Origin of the sequence: Pseudomonas thivervalensis, assembly GCF_001269655.1 — a bacterium.
Taxonomy (GTDB): domain Bacteria; phylum Pseudomonadota; class Gammaproteobacteria; order Pseudomonadales; family Pseudomonadaceae; genus Aquipseudomonas; species Aquipseudomonas thivervalensis.
The window spans coordinates 116535-140193 of sequence record NZ_LHVE01000012.1; the positions used below are offsets into that span (position 1 = coordinate 116535).

The following is a 23659-nucleotide window of genomic DNA, read 5'->3' on the forward strand; positions in this document are numbered from 1 at the left end:
CAGGCTCGCTCTCACCATGATGCGGTGTGGTACATCCTTCCTTGTCTAGCCCCCGTCGGTATCGATATCGGCATCAGTGCTGTCACCGGATTTCGGCCGGTCCGGGTCAGGCTTGAAGCCGGGACTGAAGGTGTTGTCGTTGTCCTGGTGATGCTGCTTCTGATCGACCTCAGTGGCGGCGCTGTCAGCCTGGTCCGCCCCGGCAGGACTGGCTGGCTCGGCGCCCGACGGTTTGCCCGGAACCTGGGGATCGATGGCCGGATCGTTACGCGGGGACGGTGTCTGCGCCTGGCCTTGTGGCTGGGTGTTTGCGGGATCGTCGTTCATAGGCACCTCGTTCATGGCAGGGCCGGATGGATGACCGGTCTTGAACATTCGAAGGTGACGCAACGGCTTCGGTTCCATTTGTTTAAAGCGCGGCGATCAACCGCCCAGCACGCTCCTCACCATCCGGGCCAGTGCGTCCGGACCATACGGTTTGCTCAGCAAATGGGTGTCGGGGCTCAATTGATGGTTGCGGGAGATGATGTCCCGGGTATGCCCCGAGGTGAACAGCACCGGCACCGGCGGGCTCTGCACCTTGGCCCACGCGGCCAGGTCGGAACTCTTGATCAGGCCGGGCATGACCACGTCAGTGAAGATCAGGTCGACCGCGGTGCCGTCCAGCAGCAGCTTCATCGCCTCATCGCCGTTGGCGGCCGTGAGGGTCCGATAACCGGACTGCTCCAGCAGTTCCACCGACGCGCTGCGCACGTCGTCGTTGTCTTCCACCACCAGGATTGTCTCTTGCTGGCCGGACTGAAGCGCGTCGTGTTGTTCGGTTTCTCCCACTTCGGGCGCCAGGCTTCGAGGGAAGTACATCCGCACCCGCGTGCCTTCACCCACGTCACTGGAGATGTCGATATGACCGCCACTCTGCTTGACGAACCCGAACACCATGCTCAATCCAAGCCCGGTGCCCTGGCCATCGGTCTTGGTGGTGAAAAACGGTTCGAACACCTGCTGCAGGACATCGGGCGGCATGCCCGCACCGCAATCGATCACCGACAACCGGACATAGTCGCCGGCCGGGATCCCCTTGCCGGCGCAGAATGCTTCATCGAGCACGATGTTCTCGCCGATCATGCGGATCGTGCCCTCGCCGCCCATGGCATCGCGGGCATTGATCGCCAGGTTCAACAGGGCGTTTTCCAGTTGATTGCGATCGACGTGGATGCACCAGGGCGCATGGGGCAGGCTCACTTCAATCTGGATGGTTTCGCCCAAGGCCCGTTGCAGCAGTTCCCCCATGCCCTCGTAGATGCGCCGCGGGTTATAGACCGCCGGTGACAACGGCTGGCGCCGGGCAAAAGCCAGCAACTGCGATGACAACTTGGCCCCCCGTTCCACGGCTTCGATGGAGGCGCTGACCCGCCGTTGCACATTGGCGTTGTCCCGCTCGTGGCGAGCCAGCAAATGCAGGTTGCCGGCGATCACCTGCAGCAAATTGTTGAAGTCATGGGCCACGCCACCGGTGAGGCCGCCAATGGCCTCGAGCTTCTGCGACTGGCGCAACTGCTCTTCCGCGGCCAACCGCGCCTGCACCTCGTTGGCGACGCGCTGCTCCAGGTCACGAGTGAACTTGAGCAGCGACGCTTCGGCCGTCTTGCGCTCATCGATATCAATCAGCACCCCCGGAAAACGCAGGGGCTTGCCCGCCCCGTCGAACTCGCATCGACCGCTGGCCAGTACCCACCGGTAAGTACCGTCCAGGCGACGAACCCGATATTCGGCGCTGTAAGGCGCGCCCGTGCGCACGGTCAGCTCGACCCGCTGGTTGACCTCATCGAGGTCGTCCGGGTGGATGCCCTCGCGGGCGATCTCGACTGGCAGTGCGTCCAGCGAACAGTCGGGTGGGTAGTTGAAGGTACGGGCGAAGCGCTCATCGCCCGACAGCGTGTCGGCCTGGATGTCCCAGACGAACGACCCCAGCAATGGCCCGGCCGAGAGCGCCAGTTGAATACGCTCATTGACCGCGCGGTAACTGCGTTCGGCCGCTTGTCGGGCGCGCTCGGTCAATACGTGCTCGGTGGTTTCCACCACAATCGCCAGCACGCCCGCCGGGGACTGGTCGTCATCGGGCACCGGGCTGTAATAGAGATCCATCCAGACCTCTTCAGGCTTGCCATCGCGCAACAGGACCAGCTCTTTGCTGCGGTAGGACAAGGTGCCACCGGCCAGGCAGACGTCCAGTACATGGCGGTTGAATTCGGCGACCTCCGGCCAACCCAACTCCACCGCACACCCCAGCAGGTAGGGATGGCGGCCGCCAGCGAACTCGGCATAGGCATCGTTGTAGATCATGAAGCCCTGGCGGCCCCACAACATCACCATCGGCAGGGGCGAAGCCAGCAACAGTTGGACAGCGCTGCGCAAGCTGGCGGACCAGTGCTCGATGGCGCCCAACTCGGTTCGACTCCAATCGAACGCCCGGATACGCCCGGCCATCTCACCGCCCCATCCAGGGCACCCGTGATTCTGGGATAGAAACTGCATGGTCGACTCTGAACCTCAAAATACCTGCAGGGAATCGGCACACAAATCCCTTGCGATCAGAGCTTCGAGCACCGGGTTGGCGTTTGGTTTCATGCTGATCGGTTTGCGCACGTTCCCTGTGGTCAAAGATTGCTCCTGCTTGGCTCTGTAGGAGCTGGCGAAGCCTGCGATCTTTTGATCTTGATCTTGATCTTGATCTTGATCTTGATCTTGATCTTGATCTTGATCTTGATCTTGATCTTGATCTTGATCTTGATCTTTCGCTTGCGACTCAATTGTTTGGGACAAGATCGCAGCCTCGTTGCACTCGACAGCTCCTACACAGCTCCTACACAGCTCCTACACAGTTCCTTCACCACGGCGGTAGTGTTCTCTAGCGGAAATCACGGCTCTGTACCCGGATACCCGCCAGCAGTTCAGTCAGGTCGCTCAAACGCCCGGCGATCAAGTGGCGGACCTCGCCGACGCTTTCCCAGCGCCCATCGACCCTGAGCAATTGCGAGCCCACCAGGGTCTTGCGCTGGCGCTCGGCCAGGTCACGCCAGACCACCACGTTGAGGTTGCCGAATTCATCTTCGAGGGTGACGAAGGTCACGCCGCTGGCTGTGCCCGGGCGTTGGCGGCCGGTGACCAGCCCGGCGACGCTGACGTTGCGGCCATGCTCCACATCCTGCAATTCCCGGGAACTGCGGCAGCGCCGGGCGCGCAGTTCAGGGCGCAGCAGGGCCAGCGGATGAGGGCCGAGCGTCGTGCCCAGCGTGGCGTAATCGGCAAACAGGTTTTCTCCCAGCGTGGGTTTGGGCAGGGCCACGGGCGGTTCTTCCTGGCTGGGCAAACCGGCGAACAGACCCAGTTGTTTCTGCACCCCGGCCACTTCCCAGCGGGCCCGATGGCGATCCCCGGCCAAGCCCTGCAAGGCACCGGCGTCGGCCAGTTGCGCCTGGGCCCGGGCATCGAGTTGCGCGCGTTCGCCCAGGTCGGCCACATCGCTGAAGGGCCGCTGCCGGCGGGCCGCTTCGATGCGGCGGGCATCCTCTTCGCGAAAGCCCTTGACCAGGCGCAGCCCCATGCGGATCGCCGGTTGCCGGCCGTCCATGGGTTCGAGGCTGCAATCCCAATCGCTGGCGCGCACGTCCACCGGGCGGATCGACAGTTGATGCCGACGGGCATCCTGGAGAATCTGGTCCGGGCTATAGAACCCCATCGGCCAGCTGTTGATCAGGGCACAGGCGAACGCCGCCGGTTCGTGGCATTTGAGCCAACTACTGGCGTAGGTCAGCAAGGCGAAACTGGCGGCGTGGGATTCGGGAAAGCCGTAATTGCCGAAGCCTTTGATCTGTTCGAAGATTTGCGCGGCGAACTCAGCGGTGTAGCCGTTTTTCTTCATCCCCTCGGCCAGGCGTTCCCGATGGGGCTCCAACCCACCGTGACGTTTCCAGGCGGCCATGGAGCGCCGCAATTGGTCGGCTTCACCCGGGGTGTAGTCGGCCGCGACGATGGCGATCTGCATGACTTGCTCTTGAAACAAGGGAACACCCAAGGTGCGCTTGAGCACTTCTTTCAATGCTGCAGAGGGATAAGTCACCGCCTCTTCCTTGTTTCGGCGCCGCAGGTACGGGTGCACCATCCCCCCCTGGATCGGCCCGGGCCGCACGATCGCCACCTCGATCACCAGGTCGTAGTAATCCTTGGGCTTGAGCCGAGGCAACATCGACATCTGTGCCCGGGACTCGATCTGGAATACACCGATGGTGTCGGCGCGGCTGATCATTTCAAACGTGTCTCGATCCTCCTTGGGCAACGACGCCAAGGTATAACGCTGCCCCCGGTACTGCTCGATCAGGTCGAAACAGCGCCGAATCGCGCTGAGCATGCCCAGGGCCAGGATGTCCACCTTGAGCAGCCCGACCGCGTCCAGGTCGTCCTTGTCCCACTGGATGATGGTGCGCTCGGCCATGGCGGCGTTTTCCACCGGCACCAGAGTGTCCAGGGGCTGTTCGGAAATCACGAAGCCGCCAGGGTGCTGGGACAAGTGCCGGGGAAAACCGATCAATTGCTGGGTCAAGCCCAGGACCCGACGCAACACCGGGCTGTCCGGGTCGAAACCGCCTTCGCGCAAGCGCTCCACCGGCGGCGCTTCGTCGCTCCAACGACCACAGCAATCGGCCAAGGCGTTGACCTGATCCGGCGGCAAGCCCAGGGCCTTGGCCACATCGCGCACCGCTCCGGCACCGTGGTAACTGCTGACCACCGCCGTCAAGGCCGCACGATGGCGACCGTAGCGCTGGAACACGTATTGCAGCACTTCCTCGCGCCGGTCGTGTTCGAAGTCGACATCGATGTCCGGTGGTTCATTGCGCTCCCGGGACAGGAAGCGTTCGAACAACATGTCCGTATGGCTCGGGTCGATTTCGGTGATGCCCAAGGCGTAGCACACCGCCGAGTTGGCCGCCGAACCGCGCCCCTGGCAAAGGATATGGCGGCTGCGGGCAAAGCTGACGATGTCCTGCACGGTGAGGAAATAGCTGTCATAGCCCAACTCGGCGATCAGGCTCAGTTCCTTGTCGATCTGCGCCCGTACCTTGTCTGTCACGCCGTCCTTCCACCGCTCGCGCATGCCACGCTCGGTCAGTTCCCGCAGCCAGGACGCTGGATCATGTCCCTCGGGCACCAGCTCGCGTGGATACTCATAACGCAACTGGCCCAGGTCGAAGGTACAACGACGGGCGATGGCCAGGGTTTCGTCGAGCAAGGCCTGCGGGTAGAGCTCGGCCAGATCCTTGCGACTGCGCAAATGGCGCTCGCCGTTGGGGTACAGGCGCTGGCCGGCCTCCGCCACCGTTACGTGGTGGCGGATGGCGGTCATGGTGTCCTGCAAGGCCCGACGACCGCGCACGTGCATGTGCACATCGCCACTGGCCACGGCCGGAAGAGCCAAGCGCCCGGCCAGCGCCAGGCAGTCCGCCAGCCGCTGGCGGTCGTCCTGACCGCAATGCAACTGGACCGTCAGCCACAGGCGCCCGGCAAAAATCGCCTGGAGCCAACGCCCGTGTTCCTCGGCGTCCTTGCCCTCGGCGATCCACAACGCCAGCAGCCCCGGCAAGGGCTGGTCGAAGTCCTCTCGCACGATGCGATAGTGGCCCTTCTCGCTGCGACGCCGGGCCTGGGTGATCAACCGGCACAGGGCCTGATAGCCGTCCAGGTTTTCCACCAGCAGCACCAGTTTCGGACCGTTCTCGACCTGGATTTCGCTGCCGACGATCAGTTGCAACTCCAATTCCTTGGCCGCCTGCCAGGCCCGGACGATCCCGGCCAGGGTGCATTCGTCAGTGACCGCCAGGGCCTGATAACCCTGCTGCTTGGCGCGGCGGCACAACTCCAGGGCAGTGGAGGCGCCGCGCTGGAAGCTGAAGTTCGACAGGCAATGCAGCTCGGCATACTCAACGCTCATGCGAACCAGCCCTGCAGCCACAGCGGCCCGCCCTCGCCCACCGGTCGATAGGCCCAGCCCCGTTGTCCGCTACGGGTTTCGATCAGGTAATAGTCGCGGCGCACATCCGCGCCGTCCCACCAACCGGTCTCGATACGTTCGGGGCCCATGAGGATCTGTGCCTGGCCTTGCGGCAATGCCTGGGGTTCGTCCAGTAGCCAGCCGGGACGCTGCACGCCATCGCGCACCGGACAAGCCTGGGATCGGGGCTGCGAGGTCATCTGCCAGGCGCACTCAGGCCGGTGGTCGTCGCGAAACCCCAGGCCTTGCACGGCGTCATCCCCCAGGCGGGCCCGCAGCCGTTCCCGCAATTGCTCCCAGGGCAACGACTGTTGCGGACGCTCGTCGAACAGCTCCAGGCGCTGGGGCACGAAACTCGGCAGGTCTTCGGCACACAAGCGAAAGCCCCGCACCGGGGCCTCGACCTGGATCTGTTCCAAGCGACCGCGGGCCAGTTCGAAGAGCATCGCCGGGGCCCGTTCGGCGCTGAGCAGGCCGACCTTGATCACGGTATCCGGCAACCCGGCGTGCTCCAGGTGCAAGTCGAAGCGCTGCACGCCGCTGTCGCGTCCGCACAGGAAGGCCGACAGGTCACCGGTCAGGCGGCGCAACGGGAACAGCAGCGCCTGATGGGATTGCACGTCATAGTTGAGTTCGATGCGCACATCGAAACGGTCGGGCGGCAGGTAGAACGACAGCGCCAGGGTGCGGCTGCCCGTCAACGCGTCGAGGTGCTTGAGCACCTGGGCCTCGAAGCGCCGTGCCAGGGTCTGCCGGGGCAAGGCCTGGACCTGGCTCAGGCGGCGCAGGCCCATGCGCGACAGCGCCATGGCGACGTCGGGCTCCAGGCCGATGCGCTCCACGGGCATGTGCCCCAGGTACTGCTGCAAGGTTTCGGCATCGGGCACCACCAAGGCGTCGTAGGCATTGGCCAACACCCGTGCCGCCACCGGGTTGGGGGCGGCGACGATGCGATGACGAAAGCCCAGCTCGGTCAACTCGGCCCGCAAGCGCGCCTCGAACACCGGCCAGGGTCCGAACAGGCCCAGGCTCGACTCGATCTCGAACAGCAGCGTACGTGGATAATGCACGCTGACCTGGGAGCTGAAACGATAGGCCCAGGCCGCCAGGAACTGTTGCCAATGTTCGATCTGCGCCGCGTCGTATTCGGCGGTGGCAAAGCCTTTGCTCAAGGCCTGGGCGGCGGTCATGGTCTGGCCGGGGCGCAAGCCCAGCGCCCGTGCCGGGGCATTCACCGCCTGCAGCACCCGGCGTTGGGCCGGGCCGGTCAGCAAGGCCAGGGGCTGGTCGGGATCGGGGCGCTGACGCAGCGCGGCGTCCAGCGCCAATTGTGGGAAAAGAATACAGACCCAGCGCATCGCAACCTCAATGCCCTGTGTGCGTGGAGAACGCAATCGGCGCCGAACGGGCCAGCCCGCCCCGGCACTTGAGCACGCGCAATTGCGCCGGCCGGGTATCGATGGCGATGCGCAGGGCCGCCGGCGACGGGTTGATGGCCTCCTGGATCGGGCGCCAGGCGAATGCCAGGGTCTGGCCGGTTTCCGCCGCTACTTGCAAGCGGCGCAAGGCCCGGTCGTCCGCTTGGCGGGGCCAGCACAGCACCGCGCCACAACTGCCCGAACGCAGGCATTGTTCGGTGGCCCACAGGGCCTCACGCTCATCGGCACGGATGATGGACAACTGGCGCAAATCGATGCCCGCGTTCTGCCAGGCCTGGGGATAAGGCACGAACGGCGGCGCCACCAACACAATCCGCTCCCCCGCCGCCGACAGCCGCGCCAGGGTCGGCCAGACCAATTGCAACTCGCCCACGCCCGGCGCGGCGATGAGCAGCTCCGTCAACGCCGCCTCCGGCCAGCCGCCACTGGGCAACGCCGCGTCCAGTGCATCATGGCCGGTGGGTTGCGGGCTGGCAGCCGGCGGCGCAGGCCGGCCCTTCCAGACCTGGCCGCCATTGAACAGCGTATCCAGCGCAACGACAGCGCCCATCAGCCTTGCCTCACCAAACCACAGAACACGCCTTCTATCGCCAGGTCCTGGTCGGCCTCGACGATGATCGGTTGGTAGGCCGGGTTGCGCGGCAGCAAACGCACCCGCTCGCCGATGCGCTCGAAACGCTTGATGGTGACTTCACCGTCCAGGCGCGCCACGACGATCTGGCCGTTGGAAGCCTGGGGCGTACGCTGCACGCCCACCAGATCGCCGTCGAGAATGCCGTCCTCGATCATCGAATCGCCCTGGACCCGCAGCAGGTAATCCGGCGCCTTGGTGAAAATTGCCGGGTCCAGTATCAGGCGGCTGTGGACCTCGGCATCGGCACCAATCGGCAGCCCGGCAGCCACTCGCCCCAACACCGGCACGTCGAGCAACTCGGGCCGTGGCGGCTGGTTCAGCAAGCGAATGCCCCGGGCCTGGTGCGGATTGACCTCGATGAAACCGGCTTCGGTCAACGCCAGCACGTGCTTGCGCGCTACGCTGCGAGAGGCAAAACCGAATGCCTCGCTGATTTCAGCGAGGCTGGGAGGCTGACCCTGATCGGCGATGCGTTCGCGGATGAAAGTCAGGATGGCGGTGCGGCGGGGAGTGAGAGTCGTCATGGAGTACATTTGTACTCTTCCAGGATTTTTCTGACAAGCGCCGCCAGTCAGTTCACCGCTTGGGGCTGCTGCGCAGCCCGGCGGGAGCAATCTCTGGCCACAGGTATCAACACTTTACTTAAGTGAACAGCAATATCCTGTGGGAGCGAGCTTGCTCGCGAAAGCATCAGCACATTCGACATCCATGCAAGCTGACCCACCGCCATCGCGAGCAAGCTCGCTCCCACAATTGGATTGGAGTACGACCGCAGAGCCAGGTCGGCTGTAAGGCCGCCTTCGCGAGCAAGCCCCCACAAGGGGATCTGCGGAAAAGCTACAACCCCGCCAGATAAGCCCAAGGAAAAATCCCCCGCTCATGCCCATCACTGAATACCAGTTGCACCCCATACCCCTGGGCATTGACCCCCACCACCCGAACCCGCGGATCGACCTGAACCGTCAACCCTTGCAGACGAAACGCCCGACACTGCGAACAGGGACATTGCCGGCGTAATTGGGCATGATCCAGGCGCTGTTCACGACCACCGGGCCATTCAAGCCTCAACTCCCCTTTGTCCCGGGAATTACCAATCGCCAACGGGCTCATTGCAACTGCCCCAAGGCGATGCGCACGGCTTTGCGCACTTCCGGGTCACCATCGTCCCGGGCCGCCTGCAAGGCTGGAATGGCACCGTGATCGTTCAGTTCTCCCAAGGCCAGGGCCGCCTCCTTGCGCAGGTTGCTGATCCGATGGCCCAGGGTCTCGATCAAGGCCGCCAGTGCCGGGACATAGCGCAAGCGCCCCAGGCTGCGGGTCGCCCGCAAGCGCACTTGCCAATAATCATCGGCCAGCGCCTCGACCAGGGCCGGGCCGGCATCGGCGTGACCGACCTTGCCCAGGGTGGTGGCGGCTTCTTCGCGCACCGCCCAGGCCGGATCCCGGAGGGCCTGGCGCAGCGCCGGCAAGACCTGCACGTCCGAAGCCAAACCCAGGGCGCCGGTGGCGGCACGGCGCACATCGGTGTCTGGGTCATCACTGGCCAGCCGGGCCAGGGCCGGCAAGGCGTCGAGGTGCTTGAGCCAGCCCAGCACGCCGACCGCCTCGCGGCGCACGCTGGCATCGTCGTCAGCCAGGGCGGCGATGGCTGCCGGTGCACCGTCGGCCAGGCGCAGTTCACGCAAGGCCCTGAAGGCCGCGACGCGCACACCGGCCTCGGCGTGTGCCGCCCAGGGCAGAATCACCCTTCCTGCCGCCTCGCTCTTGAGCAGGCTCAAACTCTGGGCGGCAGCGGCCTGCACGCTCGGCGACGGATCGGTCAGGGCCTCGCACAAGGCCGCCACCACCGGCGCATCCTCCCAGGCTTCAAGCAATCGCGCGGCTTCGGCCCGCACGTCGGCACTGGCGTCCCCGGCCAGGCGATCCACCAGCCACAGCAGGCCTTCGGGTTCCTCAAGGTCAGCCAGTTCGATCAGGGCGATACGGCGCACGCCCGGGTCCTCATCAGTCAGGCGCGGTTGCAGGGCGAGGATGTCGTCGTTGTCGGTGTTTTCGAATAGAGAGGTCATAAGGCAAATCGCGGCAAGGAGGTTTCAGGGGGAAGTCCAAGGGGGTTGAGGCGCGGCAATTGCCGGCCGTCTTCATGGCGCAGCAAGTCGAGGCAGTGGCGCTTCAAGCGCGAGAATTCAGGGCGGGTCACCAGTTCGGTCGTGCGTGGCCGTGGAAAATCCAGGCGCAGGTCCTCGATGATCCGCCCGGGTCGTGGGCTCATCACCAGCAAACGATCGGCCAGGAACAAGGCCTCGTCGATGTCATGGGTGACGAACACCACGGTGGTGCGAATGCGGGTCCAGATGTCCAGCAGCAGCGCCTGCATGTTCAACCGGGTCAGGGCATCCAGCGCGCCGAAGGGTTCGTCCATCAGCAGCAATCGTGGACGGTTGACCAACACCCGGGCGATCTCCACCCGTTGCTGCATGCCCCCGGAGAGCTGGTCCGGCCAGTGCCCGGCGAAGCCTTCCAGGCCCACCAGTGCGAGGATTTCATCAGCGGCCCGGTGCCGTTCAGCCTTGCCCAGGCCACGCATCTTCAGGCCGAAGGCGACGTTGTCGCGCACCGTGCGCCAGGGGAACAGCGTGTGTTGCTGGAACACCATGCCACGTTGGGGCGACGGGCCGGAAACGCTCAAACCGTCGACGCTCAAAGTGCCGGTGCGCGGTTGGAGATGCCCGGCCAAGGCCCCGAGCAAGGTGGATTTACCGCAACCGGATGGCCCGAGGACACAGACGAACTGGCCCGCCTCGACCTGGCAATCGAGCCCTTGCACCGCTTCGAAGGCCTGGCTCCCCTGGCCCAGGACAATGGACAACTGACGGATATCGATCCGCCCTTCGGGTGTTTGCATCACGCTCATCAGGCTTTTCCTCGTGGTCGATGCCAAGGCGTGAACAGCCCGCCCAGGCGTTTGATCAACAGGCTGCTGCCCATGCCCAGCACACCGATCAGCAACATGCCGACCACGATGTCGGCGTAGTTCTGCACCGTGTAGGAGGCCCAGGTGTAGTAGCCGATGCCGTACTGGCCGGCGATCATTTCCGCCGTCACCAGGCAGAACCAGGACGTGCCCATGCCGATGGCCAGGCCGGTGATGATGCTGGGTGCGGCACCCGGCAGAATCACTTCCAGCAGGATCGCCCGGCGTCCGGCCCCGAGGCTTTTCGCCGATGCGATCAGCCGCCGATCCACCCCTTCGACGCCGTGCACGGTATTGAGCAGGATCGGGAACAGCGCGCCGGTGAACGTGATGAACACCATCGACAGTTCCGACGAGGGGAACATCAGGATCGCCAGGGGAATCCAGGCCACCGCCGGGATCGGCCGCAGCACTTCCAGCGGCGGCAGCAACAGGTCTTCGGCCCATTTCGAACGACCGATGGCCAGGCCCAGCGCCACGCCGATCGACAACGCCGCGCCATAACCGGCAAAGACCCGGCCCAGGCTGCTGCCCAGGTGCCGGGCGAGATTGCCCGAATCCCCCAGACCAAGCGCCGCCTGGACCACCGCCAGTGGCGTCGGGACGTTGGCGAAGGTCACCAGCCCGAGATCCCAATGGCCGTTGGCGGCGAACTGCCAGAACAACAGGCAGAGCAGCAGGGAAGCGGCTCGCAGGAGCCAGCGTGAAAATGATCGAGACATACATAGATCCCACTGAAACACCGCACCCTGTAGGAGCTGCCGAGTGCAACGAGGCTGCGATCTTTCACCAGCCGATTGAGTCTTGAGCGAAAGATCGAAAGATCAAAAGATCGCAGCCTCGTTGCACTCGTCAGCTCCTACACAGCTCCTACAGGGGTCGGTGTTAGGTTTATCGGGCAGCGACCGCCTGGGTGGTGGCTTCGCTGAAGTCGAACACCTTGCCGCCCTGGGCCGTGGCAAATTGCTGGGCCTGGCCCTTGAGCAGGAACGCGCTGAGCTGGCCCTTGGCATCGCTGGCGAACCACGCCTGCTCGGCCAGCAGCTTGATCCCGCTGTCGCTGGCCTGGGCATAGACGGCGCGGATGCCCTTGCCTTCCTGCTTGAGGCTCGCCAGCGCGGCGAAGGCCGTTTGCGCCGAGGCGTAATGGCGCACTTTCGCCTCGCCGCGTACCCAGATCTCGGCCACGTGGCGCGCATCGGTGATCGCCTGGCCGGTCGAGGCATCGCCGGTGCCCAGTGGGGTCTGGGCGTAGTCAGCCAGTTGCGCGGTGTAATCCAGGTTCGACGCCTTGAACGCGGCGCGGATGTACTGGTCATCGATGAAAGTGTTGAGGTCCAGGCCACGATCGGCCTTTTTCAGCAGCTTGAGGGTGTCGATGGCAGTGCCGACGGCCTGACGGTATTCCGGTTTCCAGGTCAGGTCGCGGGTCTGCACCCCCAGAGGTCCGTGGAAGAGGTAATTGACCTCGGCATCCACGCCCGTGACTTTGGCGATCAGCTCGCTGTACTTCTCCGGCTCGGCGGCCAGCAGTTGGTTGGCCTCGATGCTTGCGCGCAGGTAGGCGACGACGATTTCCGGGTATTGCTTGGCATAGGCCTGGTCCACCAACGCGCCATGGAACGTCGGCGTTTTCGCCTGGGCACCGTCGTAGATCTTGCGAGCGAAGCCCCGGCTGGGGAACAGTTCGGCGAACGGCACGAAGTCGGCGTGCGCGTCGATCTTGCCGGCTTGCAACGCGGAGCCGGCCACCTCCGGCGGCTGGGCAATGATGTTGACGTCCTTGAGCGGGTCCCAGCCCTGGGCCGCGACGGCGCGCAGCAACATGCCGTGGGCGGTGGAGGCGAACGGCACCGAAATCGTCTTGCCCTTGAGCTCGGCCAGCGATTGCACGCCCGACGCGCTCGGTACGACGATGCCATTGCCGCTGCCCTGGGTGCTGCCCGACAACACGCTGATGAACAAGCTGTGCTTGCCGGCGGTTTCGAACGCCACGCCGTTGAACGCGCCGGGGAAATCGGCCATGGCGCCGAAGTCGAGTTTGCCGGCGACCATCTCGTTGGTCAGCGGCGCGCCGCTGGTGAAGTTCTTCCACTGGATATCGTATCGGGCGTCCTTGTAGGCGCCATCGTGGGGCAGGTATTTATCCAGCAGTCCCAGCTCCCGGATCAACAACCCGCCGGCGGCGCAGTTGATGGTGGTGTCCTGGGTGCCGATGGCGATACGGATGGTTTCTGCCTGGGCAGGCAAGGTCAATGAAGCCAGTACCAGACCGGCGAGTGCTGCACGCAATAGCATGGGTGTGTCCCCTCGAATCATTTATTGGATGTTCGTCTCCGCCGCGATCAGGGCGCGGTGGGAAACGAGGGGTGTTCTGAATCTGGCGTCCGGGGGTGGCCGGATGGCTTTTGTGGTGTCTGGACTGGCCTCATCGCGAGCAGGCTCGCTCCCACAGGGTTTTATCGGTGTACACAACTATCGCGACTGGCTTCAATCCACTGTGGGAGCGAACCTGCTCGCGAAGGGGTCATCGCAGTCAACGCAGCAAGTACGGGATTTCCACCTTCACCGCCCCGGTCGGGCAGTCCTTTTCACAAGGCATGCAGTACCAGCATTCGTCGAACGCCATGTAGGCCTTCTGCGTCGCCGGGTTGATCGCCAGCAGGTCCATGGGGCAGACATCGACGCAGACGGTGCAGCCCTTGTGGGCGATGCACTTGTCCTCGTCCACGGTGACGGGGGCATTGGAGCGGAAGAAGATTTCCTGGGATTGATAGGCCATGGGCGTTCTCTTTGGGTGAAAGGTTCACGCCGCGTCGGCACCGACCCGCAGCCGGTCGTAGGCCTGCAGTTCGTCGGCATCGAGGGCGATGATGTAGGGTTCGACGGCTTTCTTGAATGAGGTCATCGCGCCGTCGTCGCCCTTCTTCAAATGGCAATGGCAAAACCAGTCGCTGTCGTTGCGTTGCGGATGATCGACCCGATAGTGGTACAGGCCCCAACGGCTTTCGGCGCGAAACAGCGAGGCGCGGGCGGCCATTTCGGCGCAGTCGCGGATCATGCTGACTTCCATGGCGCGCATCAGTTCGTGGGCGTTGTGGGCCTTGATCTGGTCCAGGTCGCGCTGGATATCGCTGAAGCGTTGCAAGCCGATCTGCATTTTCTTGGTGACCTTCGGCGGTTGCAGGTAATCGTTGACGAAGCGGCGCAGCTTGTATTCCACCTGGGCCGGCGGCAAACCGTGCTCGCGGTCCAAGGGCGCGTAGACACGTGCCTTCTCCCGTTCGATCTGCCCGGCATCCAGCGCCGAAAAATCCTTCCCCGCCACAAAGTCCGCGGCGTTGTGGCCGGCAAACCAGCCATAGGTGAACGCACCGAGCATGTAATTGTGCGGCACTGCCGCCATGTCGCCGGCCGAGTACAAGCCCTTGACCGAGGTCTCGGCCCGCTCGTTGACCCATACGCCCGACGCCGAGTGGCCGCTGCAAAAACCGATTTCGGAAATGTGCATCTCGACCATCTGCGTGCGGTAGTCGGTGCCGCGATTGGCATGGAACTGACCGCGACTGGGTCGTTCATTGCTGTGCAGGATCTCTTCGATGTTCTGGATGGTTTCCTCGGCCAAGTGATCGAGCTTGAGGAATACCGGACCGTTGCCGCCTTCGAGTTCCTGGTGGAACTCCCACATCATCTGCCCGCTCCAGTAGTCGCACTCGATGAAGCGCTCGCCCTTGTTGTTGGCGGTATAGCCGCCCAGGGGACCGGTGACATAGGCGCACGCCGGGCCGTTGTAATCCTTGATCAACGGGTTGATCTGGAAGCATTCCAGATTCGCCAGTTCGGCACCGGCGTGATAAGCCATCGCATAACCATCGCCGGCATTGGTCGGGTTCTCATAAGTGCCCATCAGGTAGCCGGAGGCCGGCAACCCCAGGCGCCCCGCCGCGCCGCAGCAGAGGATGACCGCCTTGGCCTTGATCACATGGAAGTCGGCGGTGCGGCAATCGAAGCCCATCACCCCGTTTACAGCGCCCTCCTCGTCGGTCAGCAACCGCGTGCAGACCAGCCGATTGGTGATGCTCACCCGCGCCCGTTTCAACTGGCGATAAAGCACCTTCTTGATGTCGTGCCCTTCCGGCATCGGCAGCACGTAGGCGCCCATGTGGTGGACCTTCTTCACCGCATAGTCGCCGGTTTCGTCCTTCTCGAACTTCACGCCCCAGCGGTCCAGTTGCTCGATCGTTTCGAAGCTGTGGGTCGCGTAGGCGTACACCGCCGCCTGGTTGACGATGCCGTCGTTGGCGATGGTGATTTCCTTGGTGTACTGCTCGGGCGTGGAATGACCGGGAATGATCGCGTTGTTCAAGCCGTCCATGCCCATGCTGATGGCGCCGCTGCGCTTGACGTTGGCCTTGTCCACCAGCAGCACGCGCAAATCACGGTTGCGCTCCTTGGCCTTGATCGCCGCCATGGGGCCAGCCGTGCCGCCGCCGATGACGACGATGTCGTATTCCTGTTCCAGGGTGCTCCGAGTCATGCCTGCGTTCCTTTTTGCCGGTCGATCCGCAAGCGGTACTGGAAAGCATCGCCACGGTAGTAGAGGTGTTCGAAGTCCAGGGGCTGGCCGCTGGCGTCATGGGTCAGGCGCTCGATGCGCATGATCGGCGAGCCTGGTTCGACCTCCAGCGCCTGGGTCAGGTCGCTGTCGGCCAGCACCGCATCGATGGCCAGGTCGGCATGGCCCAAGGTCAAGGCACAGTCGTTTTCCAGAATCAGGAAAATGTCCCGGGTGACCAGGTCGGCCTTTTCCAGGCGTTCGCCGAGGGCCCTGGGCAGGTAGGTAATCTCCAGGGAAACCGGCTCGCGATTGATCAAGCGCACCCGTTTGATTTGGGCCACCACTTCCCCTTCGGTCAACTTCAGGCGCTCGGCCACGAGTTTGTCGGCCGCGATGAACTTGAAACTGAGCAAGCGGTTGATCACCTCGAAGCCGCGTCCGGTCATGGACTCGGCCAAGCCTTGGAGGGTGCTGACGTTCTGGAAGGTCTTGGGCTTGGCCACGAACGTGCCCTTGCCGTGGATCTTGAAAATCAGGCCTTCCTTTTGCAGGTCGCCCAAGGCCTGGCGCACGGTGATGCGGCTGACGCGAAACAATGCGCCGAGCTCGCTTTCCGAGGGCATCTGGCCGCCTTGGGGGTATTCACCGTCGAGAATTCGCGCACGCAGCACATCTCGCAGTTGCGTGTGCAGCGGTACGCTGTTGAGAGAGAGAACGTTGTCGGACATGGCCCCTATCACTTGTCATAACGAGTTATGACGTGATCTTAGGAAAACCGTCCGACGCTTGGGAAATACTGTTTGGACATATCCTTAGAGCCGCGCGTCAGCGCTCTCATTGCGAAACGCGCTCGGGCTCATGCCGGTCCAGCGCCGGAACGCCCGGCGGAAACTACGCACATCGCTGTAGCCGACTTCTTCGGTGATGCGCTCGATGGACAGCTCGGGGTTGGCCAGCAGGTTCAAGGTGCGGCCGCGACGCACCTGTTCGAGCAGGGCCTCGAAGGTCAGGCTGTGTTCCGTCAGGCGCCGACGCAGGGTGCGGCTGCTCATGTTGAGGTCGCTGGCGATTTTCTCGATGTGGCTGCCCCGGGTCAGGTCCCGGGCAATCGCCCGTTCCACGGTCTGGATCAGGTCGATCTTCTGGTGGACCTCGGTAGCCTCTTGCTCAAGCAAGGCCAATGCCTGGCGCAGGGCCAGCGGATGATGATTGGGCAACCGCATGTCCAGCCAACGCACATCGATCAACATGCGATTGTGCCGGCAACCGAAGCGCACATCCGGCCCCAGGATCCGCTGATACTCATGGGCATAGGACGGCGCGGCATGCATGAATTCCACGGCCTGGGGCTTGAAATCGGGCCCCGCCAGTGCCCGGCCATAGACCATCAGGCTGGCGAAGAACTCCTCCACGGCAAACACCTGGATCTCGGCGAAAGGCAAGCGGCAAGTGGCCTCGACCATGATCCGGTCAGTGGCTTCTTCGACACGGGTCACGGCGATGCCGCCGGTGGTGTGCTGGTAACGAACCCCCAGGGCGAAGGCATCGCGCAGGGTTTCGCACAACGACAAGACGTGGCCCAGCAGGCCGAGGGTGCCGAGCACGTTGCGGTCTCCCACCCACAACCCCAGCCCCTGGTCGGGCAACAGCTTGAGTGCCCGTTGGATCATGATCACGGCCTGGCGATAGGAAATGCGCTGGGCAGGATCTTGCAGATCATCGAGGCCGAACCCCAGGCCGCGACACAGGCTGGCGGCATCGAAGCCCTTGTCCGCCACCACCTCGGCCAACGTTTGCAGCAGGAATGGCGATACCAGCGCCAATTCATAGGTGGGGTCGATGACTTTCATCTGCATGGGACGGGTTCCGGAGCACGTTAGGTGGCGTTTTTGTAACCGGTTATTTCATAAAGTTAGCATGGGCTGGCGGACAGAGGGGCATAAAAATCTGGCCGCCCAAGTCCCCTGTATGGCCTCCAATACCCTGCCCTGTCGGCGGTGAACGGCTTATTTGTATGACTCGGACCTCCGGTGCATTTCCAACAATAATAATGAGCCCCCACATGAACCCGATCCGCACGACATTCGCCTTGCAATTGACCCTCGGCCTGGCCTGCGGCGGAGCCCTGTCCGCCCTGGCCACCGAATCGGGGGTCGACAACATCGGCCCAGGCACCGATGGCTTTTTTGTCTTGCCGCTGGAGGTCGACAGCCTTCCCGACCACATGGTCGCGTTCAACCTCTACTACAACCATTACAAGGCGCGGAAATTCAACATCAGTTCGTTGGGCGGCGAACTGCCGGACGTCGAAATCGAATCCACGGCAGTGGTCCCGCGTATCGATTACCTGAGCCCGTTGCGGGTGGCCGGTGGGCGCGCGGGGATCTACATCGCCCAGCCCTGGATCAAGCAGGAAGTCTCGGTGTTCGGTCTGCATGACACCCGCGAGGGTATGGGCGACACCACCATTTCGCCCATCGTGCTCTGGGACATGGGCAAACACCTGACCCTGGCCGCGGCGGTGGAAATCACCGTGCCGACCGGCGAATACAGCACCGATCGACTGGCCAACACCAGCAACAACTTCTACACCTACAAGCCGCTGTTTTCCTTCACCTGGCTGCCCACGGAAGACACCGAGGTGTCGATGAAGACCACCTACAGCTTCAACCGCAAGAACAAGGACACCGACTACCGTTCGGGGCAGATTTTCCACTTCGATTATTCCGCCAGCTACCGCGTGACCGACAACCTGCGGCTGGGGCTCAACGGCTACTACCTCAAGCAGACCACCGACGACAAACAGTACGGCCGCACCGTGCAATTCGCCGGACAGGACGTGGACGACGGCGTCCGCGGCCAGGTCTTCGCCATCGGCCCGGCACTGCACTTGACCTTCCTCAAGTACGCCAGCGCCGAGATCCGCTGGGCCAAGGAGTTTGAAGTGGAGAACCGCACCGAAGGCGAAATGCTCTGGGCCAAGATCAGTATTCCGTTTGCGTTCTAGGGAACCTTTGTGGCTCTTGTGGCGAGGGAGCTTGCTCCCGCTCGGCGGCGTAGCCGTCGTAAGCCGGCTGAGGTGGTCTATCTGGAAAAATGGGTTATCCGATTTGGGGCTGCTGCGAAGCCCAGCGGGAGCAAGCTCCCTCGCCACAAGGGTTGTGCCTGGCAGGACAGAATCAGCCAACCAGCTAACCAGCTAACCAGCTAACCGACCATTTGAAGCCTCAGCTCAAACCCAGAATCGAAGAAAGATGCCCATTGAGGAACTTGCCGCCGGGGTCAAGCGCCTGGCGCACCTGGGTGAATTCGGTCCAGCGCGGGTACAGCGCCTGGAGTGCCTTGGCGTTCAGCGAGTGCAATTTCCCCCAATGCGGACGGCCCTGGTATTTCCAGAAGATCGGCTCGATGGCGGCAAAGAAATTGTGGTGGTCCATCTGGTAATGCTGGTGCACGGAGATCGAGCAACTGTCCCGGCCTTCGAACATGCTCAAGGCTATGTCATCGGCCTTCACGTAGCGGTATTCGATGGGAAACCAGGTGCGCAGGTCCTTGTCGCGGATCAGCGCGAGGATCTCCCGCAGGCACGCCGGGCCGTGTTCGGCGGGCACCGAGTACTCCATCTCGTTGAAGCGCACCGTGCGGGCGTTGGCGTAGATGTCATGGGAATCACCGACGCGGTCATCGAAATCGGCCACCAGCCTCAGGCTGTTGAGCAGCGCGCGCCGGGCCGCTGGAAAATCGCTGCCGTACTTGTCGAGGTTTTCGATCAGGGAAACGAATTCATTACCGCCCTCCTCCTCAGGGCTGATCGGCGGCGTGGCCGGATCGCTGGTTTCGTTCAGGGTGATCGACAACGCATAGTCGGAATGGGTGACGACCTGCATTTCCCAGTGCTGGTTGTCCCGGGTATTGGTGTCCACGTCCTCGAGCAATTCCTCGGTCTTCGCCACCCACTGATGCTCGCGCAAGCGATAGGCTGCGCGGTTCTGCAGGCGCACGCGGGTCACCAGCCCCAACGCGCCCAGGGACACCCGGCCGGCCTGGAACACCTCGGGATGACGCTGGGCATCGCAATCGAGCACCTCGCCGCTGGCCGTTACCAGTTGCAGGCCAACCACTTGGGAGGCGTACGAGCCGAAGGCCTTGCCGGTGCCGTGGGTCGAGGTGGCGATGGCTCCAGCCAGGGTCTGGTAATCCACGTCGGCCATGTTCGGCAGTGCCTGGTCGATGGCCTTGAGCGCCGGTCCCATGCGGGACATGGGCGTGCCGCCGCCGAACTCGGCTTGCAAACTGGCGCCGTCGTGATCCAGCAGGCCACTGAAGAAACTCAGCGACAACAAGGTGCCATCGGTGGGCACCAGGGCACTGAAGGAATGCCCGGAACCCACCGGGCGAATCCGCCCTTCGGCACGGCGCACCACCTGCACCAGCTCGTCGAGGTCCTTGGGGGCCAGGCGCGCCGCCGGCAGGCAACTCTGCGCACCGGACCAGTTGCGCCACGGGATCAACCGAGGCGCGCGCATCAGCTCGGCCAGGGCGCCTTGGCTGCCCAGTGCGGTAAAGGCGGCGACCACGCCGGCCTGTTGCAGCAACCGACGCCGTGAATAGTCCATCGTCATGCCGAAAGTACCCGTGTTTATTATTGGAAGTGTTGACCGGACATGAAGGCGATCAGGGCCAGGAACTGCTCTTCGGAACAGTGCATGCACAGGCCCATCGGCGGCATGCCGTTGTAGCCGTTGATCGCGTGGTCCAGCAGGGTGTCGGCGCCCTGGGCGACCCGCGGGGCCCAGGCGTTCGTGTCGCCGGTCAACGGTGCGCCGGCGCCGGGGTTGGCGTGGCAGAGCTTGCAGCTGCGGTCATAGACCTGGGCCAATGCCGCATCACTGGGCATGGCCGTGAACACCGTGGGCGCGGGCGGCTTGGCCTCTTCGCCGCAGCCTGCGAGCAGGGTGCCGAGCAGGAGGATGACGGCTGGGTTGAGCCAGGTGGAAGGTGTCGTTGCCGGCATGGGGCCCTCTTGGCTGCGCCTTTCTTGTTGTAGAGCAACACTAAGTCACGCCAGCGCGTCGACTTGAGGTCATTGGGGGCCATAAAAGGGGGCTTGGGCGGCCAGCCCATTCGCTACGCCCCCCTGTGGCGAGGGAGCTTGCTCCCGCTGGGGTGCGCCCGTAGGAGCTGACGAGTGCAACGAGGCTGCGATCTTTCCACTGACAATTGAGTCGAGAGCGAAAGATCAAGATCAAAAGATCGCAGGCTTCGCCAGCTCCTACAGAGCCCAGCGGGAGCAAGCTCCCTCGCCACGGTTTTTTTCAGCCCCAGACAAAGGGTGTTTGCTCAGGGCAACAACAACCCCTGCTCCCGCTCGCACAACTGCACCACGTAATCCCACAGCACCCGCAGGCGGACGGATTTGTGCAGTTCGCGGCGGGTGCTGATCCAGTAGCTGCGGCGGATGGTTTCGTCCGGCAGCAACGGTACCAGCGTCGGGTCGCCGCTGGCCATGTAGCACGGCAGCACAGCGATCCCCAGGCCCGAGCGCGCGGCCTGTTGCTGGGCGATGACGCTGGTGCTGTGGAACACCACCCGCGGGTTGCGACAAAAGCTGTTGAGGAACATCAATTCCTGGCTGAACAGCAGGTCGTCGACATAACCAATCCAGGCGTGACGGGCCAGGTCCTCGCGGCTGCGCAACGCTGGCGAGCGGTCCAGGTAGGCCTGGCTGGCGTACAGCGCCAGGCTGTAGTCGGTGAGTTTGCGGGTCACCAGCAGGTCGGCCGCCGGACGTTCGAGGTGGATGCTGATTTCCGCCTCTCGGTTGAGGATGCTGACGAACCGCGGCACCGCCACCAACTCCACCTCCAGCCCCGGATAACGCTGGAACAGCCCGTCCATGCGACTGGCGAGGAACATGATGCCCAGGCCTTCGGTCACCCCCAGGCGGATCTTGCCCAAGGGCGCACTGGACTGGGTGATGTCCTCCTGGGCCAGCAACGCCACGTTCTCCATGGCTTCGGCGTGCTTGAGCAATGTCTCGCCAGCCGGGGTCAGTTCATAACCCTGGGCATGCTGGACGAACAGCGCAGTGCCGAGGCTTTTCTCGATGGCCTCGATGTGCCGGGCCACCGTGGCGTGGGTGGTGTTCAGCCGTCGTGCAGCCGTCAACAAACGCCCGCTGCGTTGCAGTTCCAGGAAATAGCGCAGGTCATTCCAGTCGAACATGGGGCGATCCTTGAACGGGCCTGAAGGCAGGACTGTTTATAAACGCACAGCGGCTGCGCAAAAACTAACATTCTTTTGACGAAAACTAACAACTAGGATGGGTCCCACAACAACAAGAATGAGGTCGCGGATGCAACCCGTCATCGATGAATACGATTACGTGATCGTGGGCGCCGGCCCTGCCGGGTGCTTGCTGGCCAATCGGCTTTCGGCCAACCCGCAACACCGGGTGCTGCTGCTCGAGGCCGGGGGGCGCGACAACTATCCATGGATTCACATTCCGGTCGGCTACCTGTTCTGCATCGGCAACCCGCGCACCGACTGGTGCTTCAAGACCGAAGCGCAAGCGGGCCTGCAAGGGCGCGCCCTGAGCTACCCACGCGGCAAGGTCCTGGGCGGTTGCTCCTCCATCAACGGCATGATCTACATGCGCGGCCAGGCTGCCGATTACGACGGCTGGGCCGCCGAGGGCAATCCCGGCTGGGCCTGGAAGGACGTGCTGCCGCTGTTCCGCCAGAGCGAAAATCACTTTGCCGGCGCGTCAGAATTCCACGGTGCCGGCGGCGAGTGGCGGGTCGAACGCCAGCGCCTGTCATGGCCGATTCTCGATGCCTTCCGCAGCGCCGCCGAGCAGAGCGGCATCCCCAACGTCGACGATTTCAACAGCGGCGACAATGAAGGCTGTGGCTACTTCCAAGTCAACCAGAAAGCCGGGGTGCGCTGGAACGCGGCCAAGGCGTTCCTCAAGCCGATTCGCCAACGCGCCAACCTCACGGTGTTGACCGACGTCGAGGTCGACCGCGTGTTGCTGCGTGACGACCGCGCCCACGCCGTCAGCGCGCGCTGGCAAGGCAAGGGCATCACCTTCAAGGCCCGCAAGGAAATCGTCCTGTGCGCCGGCGCCGTGGGTTCGCCGGGGATCCTGCAACGCTCCGGGATCGGCCCGCGCAGCCTGCTGCAACGCCTGGGCATCGGCGTGACTCATGAGCTGCCCGGTGTCGGCGGCAACTTGCAGGACCACCTGCAACTGCGGCTGATCTACCAGTTGGAAAACGCCCGCACCCTGAACCAGATCGCCGGCAGCCTGTGGGGCAAGATGGGCATGGGTTTGCGCTACCTGTATGACCGCAGCGGCCCGCTGTCCATGGCCCCCAGCCAACTCGGCGCGTTCGCCCGCTCGGGCCCGGAGCAGGCCTCGGCCAACCTCGAATACCACGTGCAGCCGTTGTCCCTGGAACGCTTCGGCGAACCGCTGCACAGCTTCCCGGCGTTCACCGCGTCGGTCTGCGACCTGCGTCCGCAAAGCCGTGGCCGGGTGGACATACGTTCGGCCACCCCACACGAAGCGCCGCTGATCCAGCCCAATTACCTGAGCCACCCCGAAGACTTGCGGGTCGCCGCCGACGCCATCCGCCTGACCCGGCGCATCGTCGCGGCCCCGGCCCTGAGCGCGTTCAAACCGGTGGAGTACCTGCCGGGCCCCAGCCTGCAGACCGAAGAGGAACTGCACCAGGCCGCCGCCCGCATCGGCACGACGATTTTCCACCCGGTCGGTACGTGCCGCATGGGCCAGGACCACGACGCCGTGGTGGATGCGCAACTGCGCGTGCACGGCATCAAGGGCCTGCGCATCGCCGACGCCTCGATCATGCCGCGCATCACCTCGGGCAACACCTGCTCGCCGACGCTGATGATTGCCGAGAAAGCGGCGCAGATGATGCTTGAGGCGGACACAAGAATCACCACGCCCCAAAAGGAGCCCGCCACGGTCTGAAGAGCAACC

The 23659-nt window shown here is 63.7% G+C and carries 21 protein-coding genes; 2 read left to right on the forward strand and 19 right to left on the reverse strand.

Annotated features, from left to right (window positions below):
* Positions 1–45: 45 nt before the first annotated feature.
* The 16 genes from AD659_RS16855 to AD659_RS16920 form a co-directional block, all read right to left on the reverse strand.
* On the reverse strand, positions 46–327 hold the full coding sequence (locus tag AD659_RS16855; RefSeq protein ID WP_053123605.1) for a hypothetical protein: 282 nt from the start codon (positions 325–327) through the stop codon (positions 46–48).
* 96 nt (positions 328–423) lie between these two features.
* Positions 424–2535, reverse strand: a complete 2112-nt coding sequence (locus tag AD659_RS16860) for a hybrid sensor histidine kinase/response regulator (RefSeq protein ID WP_082343575.1) — start codon at positions 2533–2535, stop codon at positions 424–426.
* Between the two features lie 15 nt (positions 2536–2550).
* The gene (locus AD659_RS30075) at positions 2551–2823 is read right to left on the reverse strand and encodes a hypothetical protein (protein WP_082343576.1); all 273 of its coding nucleotides are present in this window, start codon (positions 2821–2823) and stop codon (positions 2551–2553) included.
* A gap of 85 nt (positions 2824–2908) precedes the next feature.
* Positions 2909–5986 carry an error-prone DNA polymerase gene (locus tag AD659_RS16865; RefSeq protein ID WP_053123298.1) on the reverse strand — a complete coding sequence of 1026 codons (3078 nt, stop codon included), beginning with the start codon at positions 5984–5986 and terminating at the stop codon, positions 2909–2911.
* Positions 5983–7404: a Y-family DNA polymerase gene (locus AD659_RS16870; protein WP_053123300.1), complete on the reverse strand. Its 1422-nt coding sequence runs from the start codon at positions 7402–7404 to the stop codon at positions 5983–5985. Before AD659_RS16870 ends, AD659_RS16865 begins: the two co-directional genes overlap by 4 nt.
* A 7-nt stretch (positions 7405–7411) precedes the next feature.
* Entirely contained in the window at positions 7412–8035 is a 624-nt protein-coding gene (imuA, locus tag AD659_RS16875; protein ID WP_053123302.1) for a translesion DNA synthesis-associated protein ImuA, read from the reverse strand.
* Positions 8035–8652, reverse strand: a complete 618-nt coding sequence (gene lexA / locus AD659_RS16880) for a transcriptional repressor LexA (RefSeq protein WP_053123304.1) — start codon at positions 8650–8652, stop codon at positions 8035–8037. Before lexA ends, imuA begins: the two co-directional genes overlap by 1 nt.
* A 304-nt stretch (positions 8653–8956) precedes the next feature.
* Positions 8957–9229 (reverse strand): DUF971 domain-containing protein, encoded by a 273-nt coding sequence (locus AD659_RS29370; RefSeq protein WP_082343577.1) that lies wholly within the window; start codon positions 9227–9229, stop codon positions 8957–8959.
* Positions 9226–10188 (reverse strand): HEAT repeat domain-containing protein, encoded by a 963-nt coding sequence (locus AD659_RS16885; protein WP_053123307.1) that lies wholly within the window; start codon positions 10186–10188, stop codon positions 9226–9228. Before AD659_RS16885 ends, AD659_RS29370 begins: the two co-directional genes overlap by 4 nt.
* Positions 10185–11033 (reverse strand): ABC transporter ATP-binding protein, encoded by an 849-nt coding sequence (locus AD659_RS16890; RefSeq protein WP_053123309.1) that lies wholly within the window; start codon positions 11031–11033, stop codon positions 10185–10187. Before AD659_RS16890 ends, AD659_RS16885 begins: the two co-directional genes overlap by 4 nt.
* Positions 11033–11815, reverse strand: a complete 783-nt coding sequence (locus AD659_RS16895) for an ABC transporter permease (RefSeq protein ID WP_053123311.1) — start codon at positions 11813–11815, stop codon at positions 11033–11035. The genes AD659_RS16890 and AD659_RS16895 overlap by 1 nt, the downstream gene beginning before the upstream one ends.
* Positions 11816–11984: 169 nt before the next feature.
* A complete protein-coding gene (locus tag AD659_RS16900) occupies positions 11985–13391 on the reverse strand; it encodes an ABC transporter substrate-binding protein (RefSeq protein ID WP_053123313.1) in 1407 nt (468 codons plus the stop codon).
* Between the two features lie 238 nt (positions 13392–13629).
* A complete protein-coding gene (locus AD659_RS16905) occupies positions 13630–13875 on the reverse strand; it encodes a 4Fe-4S dicluster domain-containing protein (RefSeq protein WP_053123314.1) in 246 nt (81 codons plus the stop codon).
* Positions 13876–13899: 24 nt separating this feature from the next.
* Positions 13900–15630 (reverse strand): fumarate reductase/succinate dehydrogenase flavoprotein subunit, encoded by a 1731-nt coding sequence (locus AD659_RS16910; RefSeq protein WP_053123316.1) that lies wholly within the window; start codon positions 15628–15630, stop codon positions 13900–13902.
* Positions 15627–16379, reverse strand: a complete 753-nt coding sequence (locus AD659_RS16915) for a GntR family transcriptional regulator (RefSeq protein WP_053123319.1) — start codon at positions 16377–16379, stop codon at positions 15627–15629. Before AD659_RS16915 ends, AD659_RS16910 begins: the two co-directional genes overlap by 4 nt.
* An 84-nt stretch (positions 16380–16463) precedes the next feature.
* Entirely contained in the window at positions 16464–17507 is a 1044-nt protein-coding gene (locus AD659_RS16920) for an AraC family transcriptional regulator (protein ID WP_053123321.1), read from the reverse strand.
* Between the two features lie 206 nt (positions 17508–17713).
* Here AD659_RS16920 and AD659_RS16925 point away from each other — a divergent pair, with 206 nt between their 5' ends.
* The gene (locus tag AD659_RS16925) at positions 17714–18658 is read left to right on the forward strand and encodes a SphA family protein (protein WP_053123323.1); all 945 of its coding nucleotides are present in this window, start codon (positions 17714–17716) and stop codon (positions 18656–18658) included.
* A gap of 220 nt (positions 18659–18878) precedes the next feature.
* Here AD659_RS16925 and AD659_RS16930 read toward each other — a convergent pair whose 3' ends face one another.
* The 3 genes from AD659_RS16930 to AD659_RS16940 all read right to left on the reverse strand — a co-directional run bounded on the left by AD659_RS16930 (position 18879) and on the right by AD659_RS16940 (position 21876).
* Positions 18879–20177 carry a D-arabinono-1,4-lactone oxidase gene (locus AD659_RS16930; protein WP_162277315.1) on the reverse strand — a complete coding sequence of 433 codons (1299 nt, stop codon included), beginning with the start codon at positions 20175–20177 and terminating at the stop codon, positions 18879–18881.
* Positions 20178–20293: 116 nt separating this feature from the next.
* A complete protein-coding gene (locus tag AD659_RS16935; protein WP_053123326.1) occupies positions 20294–20665 on the reverse strand; it encodes a c-type cytochrome in 372 nt (123 codons plus the stop codon).
* A 326-nt stretch (positions 20666–20991) separates the two neighbouring features.
* Positions 20992–21876, reverse strand: a complete 885-nt coding sequence (locus AD659_RS16940) for a LysR family transcriptional regulator (protein ID WP_053123328.1) — start codon at positions 21874–21876, stop codon at positions 20992–20994.
* Positions 21877–22006: 130 nt separating this feature from the next.
* Here AD659_RS16940 and AD659_RS16945 point away from each other — a divergent pair, with 130 nt between their 5' ends.
* Complete coding sequence (locus AD659_RS16945) at positions 22007–23650, forward strand: GMC family oxidoreductase (RefSeq protein ID WP_053123330.1); 1644 nt, start codon at positions 22007–22009, stop codon at positions 23648–23650.
* The last annotated feature ends 9 nt before the right edge of the window (positions 23651–23659 follow it).

Bases quoted from the DNA above. Each gene is read 5' to 3' on its own strand.
- AD659_RS16855 (WP_053123605.1), bottom strand. From the start codon at position 327: ATGAACGACGATCCCGCAAACACCCAGCCACAAGGCCAGGCGCAGACA.
- AD659_RS16860 (WP_082343575.1), bottom strand. From the start codon at position 2,535: ATGCAGTTTCTATCCCAGAATCACGGGTGCCCTGGATGGGGCGGTGAG.
- AD659_RS16865 (WP_053123298.1), bottom strand. From the start codon at position 5,986: ATGAGCGTTGAGTATGCCGAGCTGCATTGCCTGTCGAACTTCAGCTTC.
- AD659_RS16870 (WP_053123300.1), bottom strand. From the start codon at position 7,404: ATGCGCTGGGTCTGTATTCTTTTCCCACAATTGGCGCTGGACGCCGCG.
- imuA (WP_053123302.1), bottom strand. From the start codon at position 8,035: ATGGGCGCTGTCGTTGCGCTGGATACGCTGTTCAATGGCGGCCAGGTC.
- lexA (WP_053123304.1), bottom strand. From the start codon at position 8,652: ATGTACTCCATGACGACTCTCACTCCCCGCCGCACCGCCATCCTGACT.
- AD659_RS29370 (WP_082343577.1), bottom strand. From the start codon at position 9,229: ATGAGCCCGTTGGCGATTGGTAATTCCCGGGACAAAGGGGAGTTGAGG.
- AD659_RS16885 (WP_053123307.1), bottom strand. From the start codon at position 10,188: ATGACCTCTCTATTCGAAAACACCGACAACGACGACATCCTCGCCCTG.
- AD659_RS16890 (WP_053123309.1), bottom strand. From the start codon at position 11,033: ATGAGCGTGATGCAAACACCCGAAGGGCGGATCGATATCCGTCAGTTG.
- AD659_RS16895 (WP_053123311.1), bottom strand. From the start codon at position 11,815: ATGTCTCGATCATTTTCACGCTGGCTCCTGCGAGCCGCTTCCCTGCTG.
- AD659_RS16900 (WP_053123313.1), bottom strand. From the start codon at position 13,391: ATGCTATTGCGTGCAGCACTCGCCGGTCTGGTACTGGCTTCATTGACC.
- AD659_RS16905 (WP_053123314.1), bottom strand. From the start codon at position 13,875: ATGGCCTATCAATCCCAGGAAATCTTCTTCCGCTCCAATGCCCCCGTC.
- AD659_RS16910 (WP_053123316.1), bottom strand. From the start codon at position 15,630: ATGACTCGGAGCACCCTGGAACAGGAATACGACATCGTCGTCATCGGC.
- AD659_RS16915 (WP_053123319.1), bottom strand. From the start codon at position 16,379: ATGTCCGACAACGTTCTCTCTCTCAACAGCGTACCGCTGCACACGCAA.
- AD659_RS16920 (WP_053123321.1), bottom strand. From the start codon at position 17,507: ATGCAGATGAAAGTCATCGACCCCACCTATGAATTGGCGCTGGTATCG.
- AD659_RS16925 (WP_053123323.1), top strand. From the start codon at position 17,714: ATGAACCCGATCCGCACGACATTCGCCTTGCAATTGACCCTCGGCCTG.
- AD659_RS16930 (WP_162277315.1), bottom strand. From the start codon at position 20,177: ATGCGCGCGCCTCGGTTGATCCCGTGGCGCAACTGGTCCGGTGCGCAG.
- AD659_RS16935 (WP_053123326.1), bottom strand. From the start codon at position 20,665: ATGCCGGCAACGACACCTTCCACCTGGCTCAACCCAGCCGTCATCCTC.
- AD659_RS16940 (WP_053123328.1), bottom strand. From the start codon at position 21,876: ATGTTCGACTGGAATGACCTGCGCTATTTCCTGGAACTGCAACGCAGC.
- AD659_RS16945 (WP_053123330.1), top strand. From the start codon at position 22,007: ATGCAACCCGTCATCGATGAATACGATTACGTGATCGTGGGCGCCGGC.